The 18,886-nt window shown below is 69.9% G+C and carries 10 protein-coding genes; 6 read left to right on the top strand and 4 right to left on the bottom strand.

All coding sequences use genetic code 11. The features are described 5' to 3' along the window. Positions 1–7: 7 nt before the first annotated feature. Positions 8–622: a hypothetical protein gene (locus ACN9MP_RS03130; RefSeq protein WP_426323864.1), complete on the bottom strand. Its 615-nt coding sequence runs from the start codon at positions 620–622 to the stop codon at positions 8–10. 257 nt (positions 623–879) lie between these two features. Between ACN9MP_RS03130 and ACN9MP_RS03125 the strand changes: the two genes are divergently transcribed. From ACN9MP_RS03125 to ACN9MP_RS03115, 3 genes are read left to right on the top strand one after another with little or no spacing between them, the layout of a single operon-like run. After that, positions 880–1,677: a hypothetical protein gene (locus ACN9MP_RS03125; protein WP_426323862.1), complete on the top strand. Its 798-nt coding sequence runs from the start codon at positions 880–882 to the stop codon at positions 1,675–1,677. Then, positions 1,674–2,093 (top strand): phage holin family protein, encoded by a 420-nt coding sequence (locus ACN9MP_RS03120; RefSeq protein WP_426323860.1) that lies wholly within the window; start codon positions 1,674–1,676, stop codon positions 2,091–2,093. Before ACN9MP_RS03125 ends, ACN9MP_RS03120 begins: the two co-directional genes overlap by 4 nt. Further along, on the top strand, positions 2,093–2,740 hold the full coding sequence (locus ACN9MP_RS03115; RefSeq protein WP_426323859.1) for a DUF3618 domain-containing protein: 648 nt from the start codon (positions 2,093–2,095) through the stop codon (positions 2,738–2,740). Before ACN9MP_RS03120 ends, ACN9MP_RS03115 begins: the two co-directional genes overlap by 1 nt. A gap of 100 nt (positions 2,741–2,840) precedes the next feature. Here the strand turns inward: ACN9MP_RS03115 and rpoC are convergent, their stop codons facing one another. The 3 genes from rpoC to ACN9MP_RS03100 all read right to left on the bottom strand — a co-directional run bounded on the left by rpoC (position 2,841) and on the right by ACN9MP_RS03100 (position 10,928). Beyond that, positions 2,841–6,713, bottom strand: coding sequence for a DNA-directed RNA polymerase subunit beta' (gene rpoC, locus ACN9MP_RS03110; RefSeq protein WP_426323857.1), 3,873 nt, complete (start codon positions 6,711–6,713; stop codon positions 2,841–2,843). A gap of 61 nt (positions 6,714–6,774) precedes the next feature. Then, positions 6,775–10,275 (bottom strand): DNA-directed RNA polymerase subunit beta, encoded by a 3,501-nt coding sequence (locus ACN9MP_RS03105; protein ID WP_426323855.1) that lies wholly within the window; start codon positions 10,273–10,275, stop codon positions 6,775–6,777. Positions 10,276–10,577: 302 nt separating this feature from the next. Beyond that, on the bottom strand, positions 10,578–10,928 hold the full coding sequence (locus tag ACN9MP_RS03100; RefSeq protein ID WP_426323853.1) for a hypothetical protein: 351 nt from the start codon (positions 10,926–10,928) through the stop codon (positions 10,578–10,580). 199 nt (positions 10,929–11,127) lie between these two features. Between ACN9MP_RS03100 and ACN9MP_RS03095 the strand changes: the two genes are divergently transcribed. The 3 genes from ACN9MP_RS03095 (at position 11,128) to ACN9MP_RS03085 (ending at position 18,797) form a co-directional block, all read left to right on the top strand. After that, complete coding sequence (locus ACN9MP_RS03095; protein WP_426323852.1) at positions 11,128–13,743, top strand: ATP-binding protein; 2,616 nt, start codon at positions 11,128–11,130, stop codon at positions 13,741–13,743. Then, complete coding sequence (locus tag ACN9MP_RS03090; RefSeq protein ID WP_426323850.1) at positions 13,737–16,373, top strand: ATP-binding protein; 2,637 nt, start codon at positions 13,737–13,739, stop codon at positions 16,371–16,373. The genes ACN9MP_RS03095 and ACN9MP_RS03090 overlap by 7 nt, the downstream gene beginning before the upstream one ends. A 174-nt stretch (positions 16,374–16,547) precedes the next feature. After that, positions 16,548–18,797 (top strand): CHAT domain-containing protein, encoded by a 2,250-nt coding sequence (locus ACN9MP_RS03085; protein WP_426323849.1) that lies wholly within the window; start codon positions 16,548–16,550, stop codon positions 18,795–18,797. The last annotated feature ends 89 nt before the right edge of the window (positions 18,798–18,886 follow it).

Below are 18,886 nucleotides of genomic sequence, written 5' to 3'. Positions count from 1 at the left end.
ACCCCGGTCAACCCCACACCGTGCGATCCAGGCGGGCCCCGTAGTCCTCCGGCCGCCACTGCGTCTCCACGCTCGCCAGCCACAGCCCGCCCCGGAGCGTGTGCTCCTCATGAACCGCTCCGCGCGTGCGCGTGCACACCGTTCCCTCGGCCTCGGAGCGGCAGGCGAACCCGTCGGACCCCAGCGCGGCCTCGGCCATGATCCCGGCGTCGGCATCGACCTTCGACAGCGTCGTCACGATGCTGCCGGCGGCGAACGTCCAGGTGCAGGTGACCAGCACCTCGGAGGCGGCGGCATCGGCGAACGCCGTCGCGGCCGTCGTCGAAGCTGTCTTCGACTGGCTGAGCAGCGATCCGGGGTGCCATGTGAGCTCGTTCCACAAGTCGTCGGCGTACAGCGTGCGGCAGTCGATGGCCCCGCCGTCGGCGGCCTTCTGCGCCGGCGTCTGCGCCGGAGTCGCCCGGGGATGCGGCGCCGTCGCGCTGCGCAGCGTGTCGCCGACCCACGCGACGGTGACCGGCACCATCGGCAGCGACAGCCAGAGGAGGGCGCCGACCACCGCGGCGCACAGCAGCCCGGCGGGCACGGCGATCCAGGAATTGCGACCGCCGATCCGCGCCATGGGGTCCCCACCTCCGCTCCCACGGTAAGCCGGGGCGGCGTCGCGTCCGCCGCGGCGCGCGCGAGACGGCGCGAGGAGGTCGCGGACCGGCTGCGCAGCCGGCTCAGGGTGCCACGGGCGGGCAGCATACTCCGCCGTCCCGCCGAGTGCCACCCTCTCTTCACATCCGCCTTCATGACGGACGGTATTCATCACGGCGGATCGTCGAGGGCCGGCACATCGCCGGTCCTACGCCGCACGTGAGATGGAGGAGGAGCATGTCGACTTACGACACCGATCCGTATGCGAACCAGAGCACGGGTATGGGCCAGGGCACAGACTCAGGCGACATGAAGGAGCGCGCGAAGGAGACCGTCGCTGAGGTGGGCGCCGGCGCGAAGAACGTCGCCGAAGTGGCCGGCGAAGAGGCCAAGAGCGTGGCTCACGACGCGAAGAGCGCGGCACGAGGGTTCCTGTACGAGACTCGCGCGCAACTGTCGGACCAGGCGTCGACACAGCAGCGCCGTGCCGCAGACGCGCTGAGGAGCACGAGCGACGAGTTCGCCGGGCTGGCCAACGGCACCGCCACCGGCTCGGGCATTGCGACGAACGCCGCGCGCGCCGTCGGCGAGCAGACGCGCAAAGTGGCGGACTGGCTGGAACAGCGTGAGCCGGCCGACATCGTGTACGAGGTGCGCACGTTCGCGCGCCGGCACACGGGAGCCTTCCTGGCCATCGCGGCCGGCGTCGGTCTCGTCGCCGGGCGGCTGACCAAGGCGCTCGTCTCCGACGCCCGCGACAGCAGCCGCGCATCGAGCGGATCGCTCGACTACTACGGCAGCACGCAGCCGGGGTACCGCGGTACGCAGCCGGCCATGGTGACCGGGGCCCCGACGGGCGCCGGTACGGCGGCGGGCTACGGCGGCACGGCCGCCAGTGCCGGCACGGTCGGCTACGAGGGTGACACGCCCATCGCCGACGCGCTGGCAGGCGACCCGCTCACGACCGGCGCCGACCCTGGCGTCACCGCCGGCACAGCAGACGAATGGTCGGCGACGGGCGAGGCACGACGATGACGGACATGCCCACGCCGTCTCAGCAGAAGGCGGCCGAGACATCGCTGGGCGAACTGGTCGGCGAGGTCTCGCGCGACCTGTCGGAGCTCATGCGCAAGGAGCTCGAGCTGGCCAAGGCAGAGCTCTCGGAGTCGGCCAAGCGCGCCGGGATGGGTGCCGGACTCCTGGGCGGGGCGGGGTACGCCGGCATGATGGCCGTGTTCTTCCTCTCCGTCGCCCTGTGGTGGGGTCTCGGCGATCTCATCGACAGCCTCGGCTGGTCGGCGGTCATCGTGGCCGTCATCTGGGGCATCATCGCCGCGATCCTCTACGCCGTGGGGCGCAAGCGACTGAAGACCGTGCAAGGGGCGCCGAAGACGGTGGAGACCGTCAAGGAGATCCCCGACGCGCTCAAGAGAAATCAGGAGAACCGATAATGAGCAACGCAGATCAGATCCGCGCCGACATCGAAGTGACGCGCGATGAACTGGGCCGGGACGTGGACGCGCTCGCCGACAAGGTCTCGCCTCCCAAGATGATGGAGCGGCAGAAGACGCGGGTGCGCCAGGCGCTCGGCGACGTCAAGGGCCGCGTGATGGGGGTGGCCGACGACCTCGGCGACTCCGCATCCTCCGCGGGCCACACCGTCGGCGACAAGCTCGGAGCCGCGGGCGACGCCGTGAAGGAGCTGCCGGACAAGGCCCGGCGGCAGGCTCAGGGCACGCCGCTCGTGGTCGGCCTGCTGGCCGCGGGGGTCGGCTTCCTCGTCGCGAGCCTCATCCCCGCCACCGACTCCGAGAAGCGCTGGAGCACCCAGCTGCGCGACCAGGCCCAGCCGCTCGTCGACAAGGCGGTGGACAAGGCGAAGGATGCTGCGCAGGATGTCGCGCAGAACCTCAAGGAGCCGGCCAAGGACGCCGTCAACCAGGTCAAGGACTCGGCCGTCTCGTCGGCGGAGACCGTGAAGGACGAGGCGCAGAGCACGGCCGAGCGCGTCAAGGAGAACGTCGCACCGGACAGCGGCTCGACCGGCACCGGCACGACCGGCACCACCGGCGACACCGGAACGACGACGCAGTACTGATCCCCGGCATCCGTTCTCCGGGAACGGCGAAGGGCCCTGGCGGAAGCCAGGGCCCTTCGTTCGTGCGTCCAGGTCTCGAATCGGGTTCGAGATCTCGGACTCAGTTGTAGTCGGTCGTGAAACCGTCGGTGGAGAAGCTGTCGAAGTCGACGTAGCTCAGGTCGGCGTCGGTGTACGCGCCGTCCGAGGCGAAGATGCGGTTGGGGTACCGCTCGCTCTTGGCCTCCTCCGTCGCCTCGACCGTGACGTTGCGGTACTTCGCAAGTCCGGTTCCGGCGGGGATGAGCTTTCCGATGATGACGTTCTCCTTGAGGCCGACGAGCGGGTCGCTCTTGCCCTCCATGGCCGCCTGCGTGAGCACGCGGGTGGTCTCCTGGAACGACGCGGCCGACAGCCACGACTCCGTCGCGAGCGACGCCTTCGTGATACCCATCAGCTCGGGACGACCCGACGCGGGGCGCTTGCCCTCGCCCACGGCCTCGCGGTTGATCTGCTGGTAGCGCTTGAAGTCGACCAGCTCACCCGGCAGCAGCGTGGTGTCGCCGTGGTCGACCACGGTGACCTTCCGCAGCATCTGACGGACGATGACCTCGATGTGCTTGTCGTGGATCGGCACACCCTGCGAGCGGTACACGCCCTGGACGCCGTTGACGAGGTACTTCTGCACCTCGCGGGCACCCTGCACGCGCATGACCTCCTTGGGGTCGAGCGTTCCGACCTGGAGAGGCTGGCCGACCGTGACGCGCTGGCCGTCCTCGACCAGGAGCGTCGCGCGCTTCAGGACCGGGTAGACGTGGGGCTCGTCGCCGTTGTCGGGCGTGAGGATGACCTTCTTCGACTTCTCGGTCTCGTCGATCGTGATGCGTCCGTCGGACTCGGCGATCGGCGATGCGCCCTTCGGGGTTCGCGCCTCGAACAGCTCCTGCACACGGGGAAGACCCTGCGTGATGTCATCCGCCGACGCCGAGCCACCGGTGTGGAACGTACGCATCGTCAGCTGCGTTCCGGGCTCACCGATCGACTGGGCCGCGATGATGCCGACCGCCTCGCCGATGTCGACGATCTTGCCGGTCGCGAGCGAACGGCCGTAGCACTTCGCGCAGACGCCGACCGCCGAGTCGCAGGTGAGCACCGAGCGGACCTTGATCGACTCGACACCCGCCTCGACGAGCTTGTCGATGAGCACGTCGCCGACGTCCTCACCGGCCGAGGCGACGACGTCGCCGTTCGGGGCGGTCGCGTCGGCCGCGAGCGTGCGGGCGAACACCGAGTTCTCGACGTTCGCGTCGCGCACCAGCGTGCCGTCGGCACCCGGAGCGGCGATCGTGAACTCGAGGCCCTTGGTCGTGCCGCAGTCCTCCTCGCGGATGATGACGTCCTGCGAGACGTCGACCAGGCGACGGGTCAGGTAGCCCGAGTCGGCCGTACGGAGAGCCGTGTCGGCCAGACCCTTACGGGCACCGTGCGTCGCGATGAAGTACTCCGCCACCGACAGCCCCTCGCGGTACGAGGAGATGATCGGACGCGGGATGATCTCACCCTTCGGGTTGTTCACCAGGCCTCGCATGCCCGCGATGTTGCGGATCTGCAGCCAGTTGCCACGAGCACCCGACGACACCATGCGGTTGATCGTGTTGTCCTCGGGGAAGTTGTCGCGCATCGCCTTCTGGACCTCGTCGGTCGCCTCGGTCCAGATCTTGATGAGCTCCTGACGACGCTCGGCGTCGGTGGTGAGACCCTTCTCGAACTGGCCCTGGACCTTCGCGGCCTGCTTCTCGTAGCCGGCGACGATCTCGGCCTTGTTCGGCGGCGTGAGGATGTCGCTCAGCGCCACCGTGACACCCGAACGGGTGGCCCAGTAGAAGCCGGCGTCCTTGATGCGGTCGAGCGAAGCAGCGACCTCCACCTTGGGGTACTCCTCGGCGAGCTTGTTCACGATCTGCGACAGCTTGCCCTTGTCGGCCTGCTCGCGAACGAACGGGTAGCCCTTGGGGAGCGTGTCGTTGAAGATCGCCTGACCGAGCGAGGCGTCCAGGAGGCCGTGACGCTCGTAGCCCTCGGGGGCTTCACCTTCGAGGAAGGTCAGACCCGGCACACGGATGCGGACCTTGGCCTGCAGGTCGAGCGTTCCCTCGTCCTTCGCGAGGATCGCCTCGCCGACGGAGCCGAACACGCGACCCTCACCGGCGGCACCCTCCTTGACCGTGGTCAGGTGGTGCAGGCCGATGATCATGTCCTGCGAGGGCAGGGTCACCGGGCGTCCGTCCGACGGCTTGAGGATGTTGTTCGAGGCGAGCATCAGGATGCGGGCCTCGGCCTGTGCCTCCACCGACAGCGGCAGGTGCACGGCCATCTGGTCGCCGTCGAAGTCCGCGTTGAACGCGGCGCAGACGAGCGGGTGCAGCTGGATGGCCTTGCCCTCGACGAGCTGCGGCTCGAAGGCCTGGATGCCGAGGCGGTGCAGCGTGGGCGCGCGGTTGAGGAGTACGGGGCGCTCGCGGATGATCTCCTCGAGCACGTCCCACACCTCGGGGCGCGTGCGCTCGACGGCGCGCTTGGCCGCCTTGATGTTCTGCGAGTGACCGAGGTCGATCAGGCGCTTGATCACGAACGGCTTGAACAGCTCGAGCGCCATCTGCTTGGGCAGACCGCACTGGTGCAGCTTGAGCTGCGGACCCACGATGATGACCGAACGGCCCGAGTAGTCCACGCGCTTGCCGAGCAGGTTCTGACGGAATCGTCCCTGCTTGCCCTTCAGCATGTCGGACAGCGACTTCAGCGCACGGTTGCCCGTACCGGTGACGGGGCGACCGCGGCGGCCGTTGTCGAACAGCGCGTCGACGGCCTCCTGCAGCATCCGCTTCTCGTTGTTGACGATGATCTCGGGGGCACCGAGGTCGATCAGGCGACGGAGGCGGTTGTTGCGGTTGATCACGCGACGGTACAGGTCGTTCAGGTCGGAGGTCGCGAAGCGGCCACCGTCCAGCTGCACCATCGGGCGCAGCTCCGGCGGGATCACCGGGACGACGTCGAGCACCATGGAGGCCGGGCTCATGCCCGTCTGCAGGAACGAGTTGACGACCTTGAGGCGCTTGATCGCACGGATCTTGCGCTGGCCCTTGCCCTCCGAGATCTGCAGGTGGAGGCTGTCGGCCTCGGCCTGCAGGTCGAAGCTCTCGAGGCGGCGCTTGATCGACTCGGCACCCATGTGGGCGTCGAAGTACTGACCGAAGCGGTCCTGCAGCTCGTGGAAGATCTCGTCCTCGCCCTTGAGCTGGCCGACCTCGAGGTTGCGGAAGTCCTCCCACACCTTCTCGAGGCGCGTGACCTGGTCATCCGCGTTCTTGCGGATGGCGGCCATCTCCTTCTCGGCGGCGTCCTTGACCTTCTTCTTCTGGTCGGCCTTGGCGCCTTCCTCCTCGAGCGCGGCGAGCTCCTCCTCCAGCTTCTGGAGGCGAGCGGCGACACGCGCGTCGCGGCGGTCCGCGAGCGTCTTCAGCTCGAGGCGGATGTTGCTCTCCTGCGTCGGGAGGTCGCGGTGGCGAGCCTCGTCGTCGACGGAGATCACCATGTACGCCGCGAAGTAGATGACCTTCTCGAGGTCCTTCGGCGCCATGTCGAGCAGGTAGCCCAGGCGCGAGGGGACGCCCTTGAAGTACCAGATATGCGTGACGGGCGCGGCGAGCTCGATGTGGCCCATGCGCTCGCGGCGCACCGAGGACTTGGTGACCTCGACGCCGCAGCGCTCGCAGACGATGCCCTTGAAGCGGACGCGCTTGTACTTGCCGCACGCGCACTCCCAGTCGCGCGAGGGGCCGAAGATCTGCTCGCCGAACAGACCGTCCTTCTCGGGCTTCAGGGTGCGGTAGTTGATGGTCTCGGGCTTCTTGACCTCGCCGTACGACCAACGACGGATGTCGTCAGCGGTGGCCAGGCCGATGCGAAGCTGATCGAAAGTGGTTGATTCGAGCACTGGTTCTCCTGTGTCGGAAATCTTTTAGATGAGTCAGTCGGTCGCTGAGCTTGTCGAAGCGTCAGATCTCGTCGATCGACGACGACTCGAAGCGGCTGGAGATGTTGATGCCGAGCTCTTCGGCGGCACGGAAGGCCTCGTCGTCGGTGTCGCGGAGGTTGACCGCCGAGCCGTCGGCCGAGAGCACCTCGACGTTCAGGCAGAGCGACTGCATCTCCTTCATGAGCACCTTGAACGACTCGGGGATGCCGGGCTCCTGGATGTTCTCGCCCTTGACGATCGCCTCGTACACCTTGACGCGGCCGAGGATGTCGTCGGACTTGATCGTGAGGAGCTCCTGGAGCGCGTACGCGGCGCCATAGGCCTCGAGGGCCCACACCTCCATCTCACCGAAGCGCTGGCCACCGAACTGCGCCTTACCACCGAGCGGCTGCTGGGTGATCATCGAGTACGGGCCCGTCGAGCGCGCGTGGATCTTGTCGTCCACGAGGTGGTGCAGCTTCAGGATGTACATGTAGCCGACCGAGATCGGAGCCGGGAACGGCTCACCGGAGCGGCCGTCGAACAGCTGCGTCTTGCCCGAGGAGTCGATCAGGCGCACGCCGTCGCGCGTGGGGAGGGTCGAGTCGAGCAGACCCGCGATCTCCGCCTCGAAGGCGCCGTCGAACACCGGGGTGGCGACCTTGGTTCCCGCGGGCGCCTCGAGGGCCTGCTCCGGCAGCTTGGCGGCCCACTCCGGGGTGCCCTCCACCTTCCAGCCCTGCTTGGCGATCCAGCCGAGGTGCAGCTCGAGGACCTGACCGAAGTTCATTCGGCCCGGGATGCCGAGCGGGTTCAGGATGACCTGCACCGGCGTGCCGTCCGCCAGGAACGGCATGTCCTCGACGGGCAGGATCTTCGCGATGACGCCCTTGTTGCCGTGACGGCCGGCGAGCTTGTCGCCCTCGGTGATCTTGCGCTTCTGGGCGATGTACACCACGACGCGGCGGTTGACGCCCGAGCCGAGCTCGTCGTCGCCGTCCTCGGCGTTGAACTCCTTGACCGCGATGATCGTGCCCTGCTCACCGTGAGGCACCTTCAGCGACGTGTCGCGCACCTCGCGGCTCTTCTCGTTGAAGATCGCGCGGAGCAGGCGCTCCTCGGCCGACAGCTCGGTCTCGCCCTTGGGCGTGACCTTGCCGACCAGGATGTCGCCGGGGCGCACCTCGGCGCCGATGCGGATGATGCCGCGCTCGTCGAGGTCCTTCAGCAGGTCGGGGCTGACGTTGGGGAGGTCACGCGTGATCTCCTCCTTGCCGAGCTTCGTGTCGCGGGCGTCGACCTCGTACTCCTCGATGTGGATCGAAGAGAGCGTGTCGTCCTTCACCAGGTCCTGGCTCAGGATGATCGCGTCCTCGAAGTTGTGCCCCTCCCACGTCATGAACGCCACGAGGAGGTTCTTGCCGAGGGCCAGCTCGCCGTCTTCGGTCGCAGGACCGTCGGCGATGACCTCGCCGGCCTCGACGCGCTCGCCCGCCGAGACGACGACGCGCTGGTTGTACGAGGTGCCCTGGTTGGAGCGGTCGAACTTGCGCAGGAAGTAGTCCTGCGTTCCGCCCTCGTCGAGCTGGACGGTCACGACGTCCGCCGAGACCTCGACGACCACACCGGCCTTGTCGGCGGTGACCACGTCACCGGCGTCGATGGCCGCGAAGCCCTCCATGCCGGTGCCGACCACCGGCGACTCCGAGCGGAGGAGCGGGACGGCCTGACGCTGCATGTTCGCGCCCATGAGGGCGCGGTTCGCGTCGTCGTGCTCGAGGAAGGGGATGAGCGAGGTCGCGACCGACACCATCTGGCGCGGCGAGACGTCCATGTAGCCGATCTCCTCCGAGTGGAAGAGGTCGACCTCGCCGCCGTTGCCGCGACGTGCCAGGACGCGGTCCTGGGCGAAGCTGCCGTCGGCCTTCAGCTCGACACCCGCCTGGGCGACGATGTAGTCGCTCTCCTCGGAGGCGGTCAGGTAGTCGATCTGGTCGGTGACCTTGCCCTGGACCACGCGGCGGTACGGCGTCTCGATGAAGCCGAACGCGTTGATGCGCGCGAACGAGGCGAGCGAGCCGATGAGGCCGATGTTCGGGCCTTCGGGCGTCTCGATGGGGCACATGCGGCCGTAGTGCGACGGGTGGACGTCGCGGACCTCGACGCCCGCGCGCTCGCGCGACAGGCCGCCGGGGCCGAGCGCCGAGAGGCGGCGCTTGTGCGTCAGACCCGCGAGCGGGTTGTTCTGGTCCATGAACTGCGACAGCTGCGACGTTCCGAAGAACTCCTTGATCGCGGCCACGACGGGGCGGACGTTGATCAGGGTCTGCGGCGTGATCGCCTCGATGTCCTGCGTGGTCATGCGCTCGCGGACCACGCGCTCCATGCGCGACAGACCGGTGCGGACCTGGTTCTGGATGAGCTCGCCGACCGCGCGGATGCGGCGGTTGCCGAAGTTGTCGATGTCGTCGACGTCGAGGCGGATCTCGGCCGGCTTGCCGCCGCGCACGCCGTCGAACGTGACGTCGCCGCGGTGCAGGCGGACGAGGTACTTGATGGTCGCCACGATGTCGTCGACGGTGAGCACCGAGTCCGTGAGCGGCTTGTCGAGTCCGAGCTTGTGGTTGATCTTGTACCGGCCGACCTTGGCGAGGTCGTAGCGCTTCGGGTTGAAGTAGAAGTTGTCCAGGAGCGCGCGAGCGGCCTCGGCGGCCACCTGCTCGCCCGGACGCAGCTTGCGGTAGATGTCGCGGAGGGCGTCCTCCTTGGTGAGGATCGTGTCCTTCGAGAGCGTCTCCTCGATCGACTCGAAACCGGCGAACTCGGCGAGGATGTCCTCGCTCGTCAGGCCGAGCGCCTTGAGGAAGACGGTGACCGACTGCTTGCGCTTGCGGTCGATGCGCACGCCGACCTGGTCGCGCTTGTCGATCTCGAACTCGAGCCAGGCGCCGCGCGACGGGATGACGCGCGCCGACACGATGTCCTTGTCGGACGTCTTGTCGGGGGTCTTGTCGAAGTAGACGCCGGGCGAACGGACGAGCTGCGACACCACGACGCGCTCGGTGCCGTTGATGATGAACGTGCCCTTGTCGGTCTGGAGCGGGAAGTCGCCCATGAAGACCGTCTGGGTCTTGATCTCACCGGTCTGGTGGTTCATGAACTCGGCCTCGACGTACAGCGGGGCCGCGTAGGTCTTGCCGCGCTCCTTGCACTCCTCGATGGAGTACTTCTCGGGCTCGAGGTACGGGTTCGTGAACGAGAGCTGCATGGTCTCGCTCAGGTCCTCGATGGGCGAGATCTCCTCGAAGATCTCCTCGAGGCCGCTGATCTCGGGCACGTCGGTGCGGCCGGCGGCCTTGGCGTCCTGGACGCGGGCCTTCCAGGCCTCGTTGCCGACGAGCCAGTCGAAGGACTCGGTCTGCAGCGCGAGAAGGTCGGGGACCGTCAGCGTGTCGGAGATCTTGGCGAACGAGAGTCGGGAAGCTCCGCGTCCGTTCTTGGGGGTGGTGGTGGGGTTGGATGCGTTGCTCGCAGCAGCCAAGGGGATTACCTCCGTGGGCCCGTAGGGCTCGTTTCCTTGTCGTCAGGTGGAGTGCTCTTCATCCCCGAAACCCGCGCGGCACGCCTCGCGAGACGCGAGGGGGCGCGAGCACAGCCGACCACCATATGAGGGCAGGGGGAATCCAAGAGCGCAAAGACCCACTATACCCAGGACGACGCGCCGTGTCCAGTCGGATTCTTGACGACTTTCGGATGCTGCGGTATAACCCCGCCGGAAGCCCGGTGCCGGACCAGAACGGCCGTCCCCGGCGAGCACCGGGGACGGCCGTCAGCCGGCGTCGCCTACTCCTCGAAGCCGCCGTTGGGGTTGCAGGCCTGACCGGGGCTCGGGACGAACGCCTTGCCGCCCGCCGCGACGAACGCTCCGTAGCTCTGGACGCTGTGGAAGCCGTTCTTCTGGCTGCCCCGCATGCCGACGGCGTCGTCGTCGAACATCGGGTTGTAGTCGGGCGCGTCCGGCGGGTTCTCGATCGAATCGATCGTGTCGAGCCCGGAGAACACGCAGAGCGAATGCGCCTTGAGTGGTGCCGGAGTGTCTCCGCCCTTGCCGTTCACCTCGCCCGCCATCGCCGCTCCGCCGCTGCCGAGCACCAGCCCGACCGCCACGACCGCACACGCCAAAGCCTTCTTCATGCTTTTCCCCTCCCAGTGATGACGCCCGAGGTCCCCGGTTCGGGCGGACGGCGTCCTCTCCGAGGCCGTCACCGCCGGAACATACTCCTGGCCCTGCTTCAGGGGAAGGGCATGATCGGGAAGCGAAAAGACGACGCACCTGGCGAATCGCGCGCGCGCGGTGATGGCGAAACTTGCCCGATCGGGCCAATATATGCACATGACTGGGGTGGAACACCCCGTGATCCGCACTCCCGACCAGCGGATCCGGGTGTTCGTGAGTTCGACGCTGCGCGAGCTCGCGGAAGAGCGCGACGCGGTGCGGTCGGCCATCGAACGACTGCGCCTGGCCCCGGTGATGTTCGAACTCGGAGCCCGCCCCCACCCGCCCCGCGACCTCTACCGCTCCTACCTCGCCCAATCCGACGTCTTCGTCGGCATCTACGGCGACAGCTACGGCTGGGTCGCCCCCGGCGAAGACGTCTCCGGCCTCGAAGACGAGTACAACCTCGCGCCCCGCGCGATGCCCAAACTCATCTACGTCAAAGACACCGACACCCGCGACGACCGCCTGAAGACCCTCATCGCCCGCATCCAAGCCGACGACACCGCCGCCTACCTCCACTTCACCGACGCCCGAGACCTCGAAGACCAGGTCGCCGCCGACCTCGCCACCCTCCTCGCCGAACGCTTCGACCAGTCCCGGCGACCGGAGCCGACGACGGCGTCCGAGATCTCACTGGCGGCCCGTGTGCCCGAGCCGTACACCGAGACGATCGGCCGCGAGGGGGAGCTGGCCGAGATCCGCGCGCTGCTGGCCGGCGGCCTGCACCGGGTGGTGAGCCTCATCGGCCCCGGCGGGATCGGCAAGAGCCGGCTCGCGATCGAGGCCGCCCACGCGAACGGCGACCTGTTCCCCGACGGCGTGTACTTCGTGCCGCTCGAGGGCGTGCTCGAGCCAGGGCTGCTGCTGCCGACGATCGCGTACATCCTCGGCATCCGCGACACCGGCGCAGCCGCCCTCGAGGAGCGCATCGCCCAGGCGATCGGCGACCGGCACGTGCTGATCGTGCTCGACAACTTCGAGCAGATCGTCGACGAGGCGCCCGTCCTGGTGCGGCTGTACACCCTGGCGCCGCGCGCGTGCTTCCTCGTGACGAGCCGCACGGTGCTGCGCATCCGCGGCGAGCGGGTGTTCGAGGTCGAAGTGCTCGACACACCCGCTCCCGAAATGCCCGCGACGCTCGCCCAGGCGGCGGCGTCGTCGGCCTGCGCGCTGTTCGCCGAGCGCGCCGCCGCCGCGCTGCCCGGCTTCGAGCTCACGCCCGAGAACGCAGCGGACGTGGTGGAGATCTGCCGGCGGCTCGACGGGCTGCCGCTGGCCATCGAGCTGGCGGCGGCGAAGATCCGCCTGCTCACGCCGCACGACGTCGCCGAGCGCCTCGGGCAGAGCCTTCCGCTGCTGTCCACGTCGGTGCGGGACCTCCCGGAGCGGCACCGCACGATGAGGGCCACGATCGACTGGAGCGTGGGGCTCCTGACCCAGGAGCAGCGCACCATGCTCGAAGACCTCGGGGTCTTCGCCGCCCGGTTCAGCCTCGAGGCGGTCGAGGGGGTCGGCGCGGGCCGGTCGTGGGGCGATCAGGCCATCGAGACTCTGGCAGCGCTCATCGACGCGTCGCTGGTGCAGCGCGTCGAGTCGGAAGGGCGCTCGGTCTTCTCCCTCCTGGCGATCGTGCGCGAGTACGCCCTCGGGGTTCTCGAGGCGCGCGACGGCGCCACCGCGATGCGCGTCGCCCACGCCGACTACTACCTGGGTCTGGTGCGACGCATCGCGCCCCGGCTGCACGGGGCGGAGCAGATCGACGCGGTCGCCGAGCTGGGGCTCGAGCTGCCGAATCTGCGCGCCGCGGCCCGCCACCTGATCCAGGAGGACCGCCTCGACGACGCCGGGGACTTCGCCTGGACCATGCTCCCGTACTGGTGGATCTGCGGCTATTTCGCGGACGTCGCCCTGTGGATGGACGAGCTGCTCGACAAGAGCCTTCCGATCACGCCTCGCACCCGCGCAGTCGCGATCTTCTTCCCGCTGTGGGCGGAACTGTGGCAGCGCCCGAGCGACCAGGTGGTCGAGGGGCTCGGCGAAGCGGTGCGGCTGTTCCGCGAGAGCGGTGACCGGGATGCCGCGGCCATGGCGCTGGCGGCCAAGGCCTCGACGCGGCTGCAGTTCCCCGACCTCGATGAGGCGGTCGCCCGGGCGGAGCTGGACGAGGCGATCGCCACACTGCACGAGCTGGGAGACCGGTGGGCCGAGGCGCTCGCCGTCGTCGTGCGCGCCCAGCTGGGAATGGTGCGCCGCGACATCCCGGAGGCCATGCGCCACCTGGACCGGGCCGTCGCGATCGCCGACGCCGCCGACGACGCTTTCACGCGCGTCGTCGCGGGGAACAACCGGGCACGCCTCCGCTTTCTCCTGGGCGAACGCGACGAGGCCGAGAAGGAGTTCCTCCTGACGCTGACGCTGGCGGTGCGGCTGCACTTCGTCGACGGCGCCACCTACGGGCTCGAGGGGATGTGCGCGATCGCCGCGTCGCACGGCGAGGCCTGGCGTGCGGGTGCGCTCGCCGCCGTCGCGGCGACCATCCGGGAGACCACCGGGATCTACGACATCGAGGGCTTCGCCGTGCACCTGGAGCCGCTGGAGACCGTGCGCGCGGCCGATCCCGACAGCGTCGCGGCAGGTGAGCGGGCGGGGCGCGAGATGGGGCTCGCCGAGGCCATCGCCATCGCGCTGCCCGACGACGCCGACCTGCGCCAGACGGTCCCGTCGTGGTGACGGGCCCGGACGCCGCGGTGATCCGCACTCCCGACCAGCGGATCCGGGTGTTCGTGAGTTCGACGCTGCGCGAACTCGCGGAAGAGCGCGACGCGGTGCGGTCGGCCATCGAACGACTGCGCCTGGCCCCGGTGATGTTCGAACTCGGAGCCCGCCCCCACCCGCCCCGCGACCTCTACCGCTCCTACCTCGCCCAATCCGACGTCTTCGTCGGCATCTACGGCGACAGCTACGGCTGGGTCGCCCCCGGCGAAGACGTCTCCGGCCTCGAAGACGAGTACAACCTCGCGCCCCGCGCGATGCCCAAACTCATCTACGTCAAAGACACCGACACCCGCGACGACCGCCTGAAGACCCTCATCGCCCGCATCCAAGCCGACGACACCGCCGCCTACCTCCACTTCACCGACGCCCGAGACCTCGAAGACCAGGTCGCCGCCGACCTCGCCACCCTCCTCGCGGAACGGTTCGACGAATCGCGTGGCGACGCAGCATCCGTTCCGGGCGAGGCCCCTTCGCCGCTCGCGGGGCGCGTGCCCGTCCCCTACACGACCACCATCGGCCGCGAGGCCGACATCGACGCGGTGCGCACCCTCCTGGCGCGCGGCACCGACCGGGTGGTGAGCCTCATCGGCCCCGGCGGCATCGGCAAGAGCCGGCTCGCGATCGAATCGGCGCTCGCCTGCGGCGACCTGTTCCCCGACGGCGTGTACTTCGTGCTGCTCGAGGGCGTGCTGGAGTCGGGTCTGCTGCTGCCGACGATCGCCTACCACCTCGGCATCCGCGACAACGGGGAAGCGGCGCTCGAGGAGCGCATCGCCCACGCCCTGGCCGATCGCCGGGTGCTGATCGTGCTCGACAACTTCGAGCAGATCGTGGATGCCGCACCCGTCCTCGTGCGGCTGTACACGGTCGCCCCGACGGCGACCTTCCTGGTGACGAGCCGTATCGTGCTGCACATCCGCGGCGAGCGCGTGTACGACGTGCCGCCGCTGACCACGCCGCCGGGCCATGGCCCCGCGAGCCTCGACCGCGCCACGAGGTCGGGCGCGGTGTCGCTCTTCGTCGACCGGGCCCGCGCGATCGACCCCCGTTTCGACGTGACCCCCGGCAACGCCCGCGACCTGGCCGACATCTGCCGCCGGCTGGAGGGCCTGCCGCTGGCCATCGAACTGGCCGCAGCCAAGGTGCGCATCCTGAGTCCCGCCGGTATCGCCGACCGTCTCGGGCAGAGCCTGCCGCTGCTGACGGCGGCGGTGCGCGACCTGCCCGAGCGGCACCGCACGATGCGGGCGACCATCGACTGGAGCGTGAGCCTGCTCCCCGACGACCAGCGCGCACTGCTCGAAGACCTCGGCGTCTTCGCGACGCGCTTCACGCTCGACGCCGTCGAGGCGCTCGCGTCGGGCACGGCCTGGAGCGACCACGCGATCGACGGGCTCGCGGCGCTGGTCGACGGGTCGCTGGTGAAGCAGACCGAAGTCGGCGGACGCCGCGTGTTCTCGCTGCTCGCGATCGTTCGCGAGTACGCCCTCGAGCACCTGAAGGCACGCGGCGATGCCGACAGAGTGCGCCGCGCCCACGCCGACTACTACCGGGGTCTGGTGCAGCGCGTCGCGCCCGATCTGGGCGGTCCGGGGCAGGCGGAGGCGGTGCGGCGTCTCGGGCTCGAGCTTCCGAACCTCCGCGCCGCGGTGCGGCACCTCATCCACACGAACCGGCTGGACGACGCCGGCGACTTCGCCTGGAGCCTCCTCATCTACTGGTGGATATCGGGCTTCTTCGCCGAGGTGAGGGTCTGGATGCTCGAGCTGCTCGAGAAGCAGAGCGATCAGCCCATCACGCAGCACACGCGCGCCGTCGCGTGGTTCTTCGCGCTGTGGGGTGAGATGTGGCAGCGGCCCAGCGAGCAGGTGGTCGCGGGGCTCGGCGAGTGCGTGCGGCTGTTCACCGAGAGCGGCGACGAGGATGCCGCGGCCATGGCGCTCGCCGCTCGCGCGACCGCGCGCGTGCAGCTGTCGGACCACGACACCGACCGGGCCGAGGACGAGCTGCGCCAGGCCGTGGTGGCCCTGCGGGAAGACGGCAACACGTGGGCGGAGGCGATCACGGAGGTCTCACTCGGACGCCTCGCGTGGGTGCGCGGAGCCACCGACGACGCGCTGGCCCACTTCGACCGCGCCACGTCGGTGGCGGAATCGGGCGGCGACCTGTTCACGACGTCGGTCGCCGGCAACCTCCGCGCGCGGCTGAACTTCCAGCTCGGCCGCATCGAAGACGCCGAGCGCGAGTTCGTGCACACCCTTCTGCTCTCGATCGGCCTGCACTACGACGAGGGAGTGGCGTACGGCCTCGAGGGCGTGTGCGCCGTCGCCGCCGCGCACGGAGAGGCCTGGCGAGCGGCAGCGCTCGCGGTCGCCGCGGGAGAGATCCGGCAGCGCATCGGCATCTTCGACGTCGAGGCCTTCACGGTCCACACGCCCTACCTCGACATCCTGCGAGGCCGCGACGCGCAGAGCGTCGCCGCCGGCGAGCGCGCCGGCGCCGAGCTCACCATCGTCGAGGCGGGGCAGCTGGCGCTCAGCGAGGAGGACTACGCGGGCGTCGCCGAGATCCTGCGGAACTGGTGACGGGCGGAGCGCTTCCGTCTCGGAGCCTCCGGGTGTCGGAGCCACCATGTATCAGGGCCGGCGCGCGGCACTCTGGCGCGGTGAGGAGCACGCTCGTATGCTGTGCAGCGAACAGCGCTCCTGGAATCCACAGGTGGGCGGTGCCGATGGGGGCACCGGGGCAAGGGAGTCGACATGGTTCGCGTTCCTGACGTGCCGCGGAGCAGGGTCGACGTCGAGGGCGACGTCGACGTGCTCGACGTGCGCGTCGATCGGGCGCCCGACGACGTCGCCCCGAACGAGTTCGGCGTCACGTTCCTGGCCGACGTCGTGCTGCATGCGCTGGCCGACACCGTGGCCACGCTGCGTGTGCGCGGCACGGACGACTTCCACTACGCGGCGATCGTCGTGCGCGACGGCGTCGCAGCGCTCGTGCATCTCGAGCTGCGAGGTGGCGATGAGTACACCGCCGACATCGCGCTGAGCGCCGGCGAGACGCTGCACCTGAGCGTCGTGGCGAGCGATTTCGAGACCGGCATCTCGTGGCTCGAGCACCAGGTCGCCGAGGGCGGGATGGGCATGGGCGGCGGCGCGGAGGCGGCCGCCGAGCCGCCACCGCCACTGCCTCCTCTCCTGCCCCGGCCCGGCGAGGTGGTGGGGGGCGGGGGGATCGGCGGGCGATCGCCGGGTCTGGCCCCCGTCGGACCGCTGCCCGCGCCGCCTGTCGGGCCTCCCGCACCTCCCCCGCCGCCGGCGGCGGCCGAGCGCGAAGCGGCGGCCGAGCCCGAGGCGCCGCCCGAGCCCGAGGTGGCTCCCGCACCCGCCGGCCCGCCCGCGCCCGGCCTGGACGGCGCCGCCCGCGTGCCGGCGTTCGTCGACGCGGAGGTGCCCTCGCAGGTCGTGGACGGGGTCGAGTTCGACGCCGTCGTGCGCCTGTCGCTCGAAGACCTGGCGCCGACGCCGGGCACGGCCCGCCGAAAGGCGAGCGTGCGATTCGACCCGTCGCGCGAGATCGAGGTCGGGGTTCAGCTGCGCGGGCTGGCCTTCGCCGCGGGGACGCCCCCGGTGGTCACGACGACCCTTCCCACGACGGCCGACGAGCCCCGGCGTCTCGTCTTCCGGCTGGTTCCCGACGGACCGGGACGCGGCCACATCACGGTCACCTTCAGCCAGCCGCCGGTGGTCGCTCCCCTCGCCGTCCTGGCCCTGAGCACGCCGATCCTGACCGCCGACGACGCGGAGGAGGCCCCTGCGGGCGATCACCGCGTGGTCGCGGCCGCCGTCGCCGCTCCGCCGCGCAGCATCGCCGACCTGCCCACCCTCGCGATCGACGAGACGATCTCGCGCGGGAAGTCGGAGCTGCTCATCACGGCGAAGATCGGGCGCACCTTCGTCCGGAACTCGGTGCGCCTCGACGACAAGGCGGCGTACGTCGAGGGCATCTACGCCGACCTCGCCGCGATCCGGACGGCGTTCGCCGAGGAGGTCGAGGACGACCCCGACGAAGCCGCCGAGACGGCGCGGCGCGAGGTGCGCTCGCTCGGCGCGCGGATCGCGCGCGAGCTGCTCGGCGACGAGATCAACGCACTGCTGTGGAACCGGCGCCGTCGCATCTCGCAGCTCGTGCTGCAGACCTCGGGCGAGCTCGACATCCCGTGGGAGATCGTGCACCTCGTGCCCGTCGGCAAGCAGCGGCCCGATCCCGACCGCTACTTCCTCGGCGACCTCGGGCTCACGCGCTGGATGTACGGCACGGCCCGGCCGACCGTCATCCCGGTCGACGTCACCCGCGTGGTCGCCATCGCCCCCGAGTACGTCAACCCGGAGTACGCGCTGCCCCGTGCCCTCGAGGAGGTGCACACGCTCGGCGAGCTCCTGGCGGCGAGTCCTCGCTCGGCGGTCGATCCCGCCGAGCTGCGACGCGCGATCGCCGACGGCTTCGACCTCCTCCACTTCGCCGGCCACGGCCGGTGGCGCGACGTGGCGCCCCTCGGACAGGAGATCGCCTTCGCGGCCTTCTCCGAAGACCACGACGACGGCTCGGCGTCCTACACCGACATCGATGCGCGGCGCGATCTGCCGGAACTCGACGAGGTCCCGACGGCGGCGCGCGCGCCGTTCGTGTTCCTCAGCGCCTGCGACGTCGGGCGCCTGCGCTCCGGCGCCACGGGGCTCGGCGGGTTCGCCGAGGTGTTCCTCCGAGGCGGCGTCGGCGTGTTCATCGGGTGCTCGTGGGCCGTCCGCGACGACGTCACGGCGGCGTTCGTGCGCGAGTTCTACGAGCAAACCCTGGGCGCCGACGCCACGCTCGGCGAGGCGGTCCTCGCCGCACGGCGGACCGCACGCGAGGCGGGGGACCTGACCTCGCTCGCCTTCACCGTGTTCGCCGACCCGCGGGCGAGGCTCGTGCGCGCCGGAGCGGCGCCCGGCGGCGACCCCCACTGACCGGCATCCGCTCGCCCGCTCGATGCCGCCGACTCCACGGGACAAGCCACCCCCCAGAGGACGACCCACCACCACCAGAGAAGCCACCA

Source organism: Microbacterium sp. E-13, from assembly GCF_049912955.1.
Classification (GTDB): Bacteria; Actinomycetota; Actinomycetes; order Actinomycetales; family Microbacteriaceae; genus Microbacterium.
Note: the sequence above shows the minus strand (reverse complement) of the source record. Positions and strands in the feature narration are given on the sequence as shown.

Coding starts and splice junctions, on each gene's coding strand:
- ACN9MP_RS03130 (WP_426323864.1), bottom strand. CDS start 622: ATGGCGCGGATCGGCGGTCGCAATTCCTGGATCGCCGTGCCCGCCGGG.
- ACN9MP_RS03125 (WP_426323862.1), top strand. CDS start 880: ATGTCGACTTACGACACCGATCCGTATGCGAACCAGAGCACGGGTATG.
- ACN9MP_RS03120 (WP_426323860.1), top strand. CDS start 1,674: ATGACGGACATGCCCACGCCGTCTCAGCAGAAGGCGGCCGAGACATCG.
- ACN9MP_RS03115 (WP_426323859.1), top strand. CDS start 2,093: ATGAGCAACGCAGATCAGATCCGCGCCGACATCGAAGTGACGCGCGAT.
- ACN9MP_RS03100 (WP_426323853.1), bottom strand. CDS start 10,928: ATGAAGAAGGCTTTGGCGTGTGCGGTCGTGGCGGTCGGGCTGGTGCTC.
- ACN9MP_RS03095 (WP_426323852.1), top strand. CDS start 11,128: ATGACTGGGGTGGAACACCCCGTGATCCGCACTCCCGACCAGCGGATC.
- ACN9MP_RS03085 (WP_426323849.1), top strand. CDS start 16,548: ATGGTTCGCGTTCCTGACGTGCCGCGGAGCAGGGTCGACGTCGAGGGC.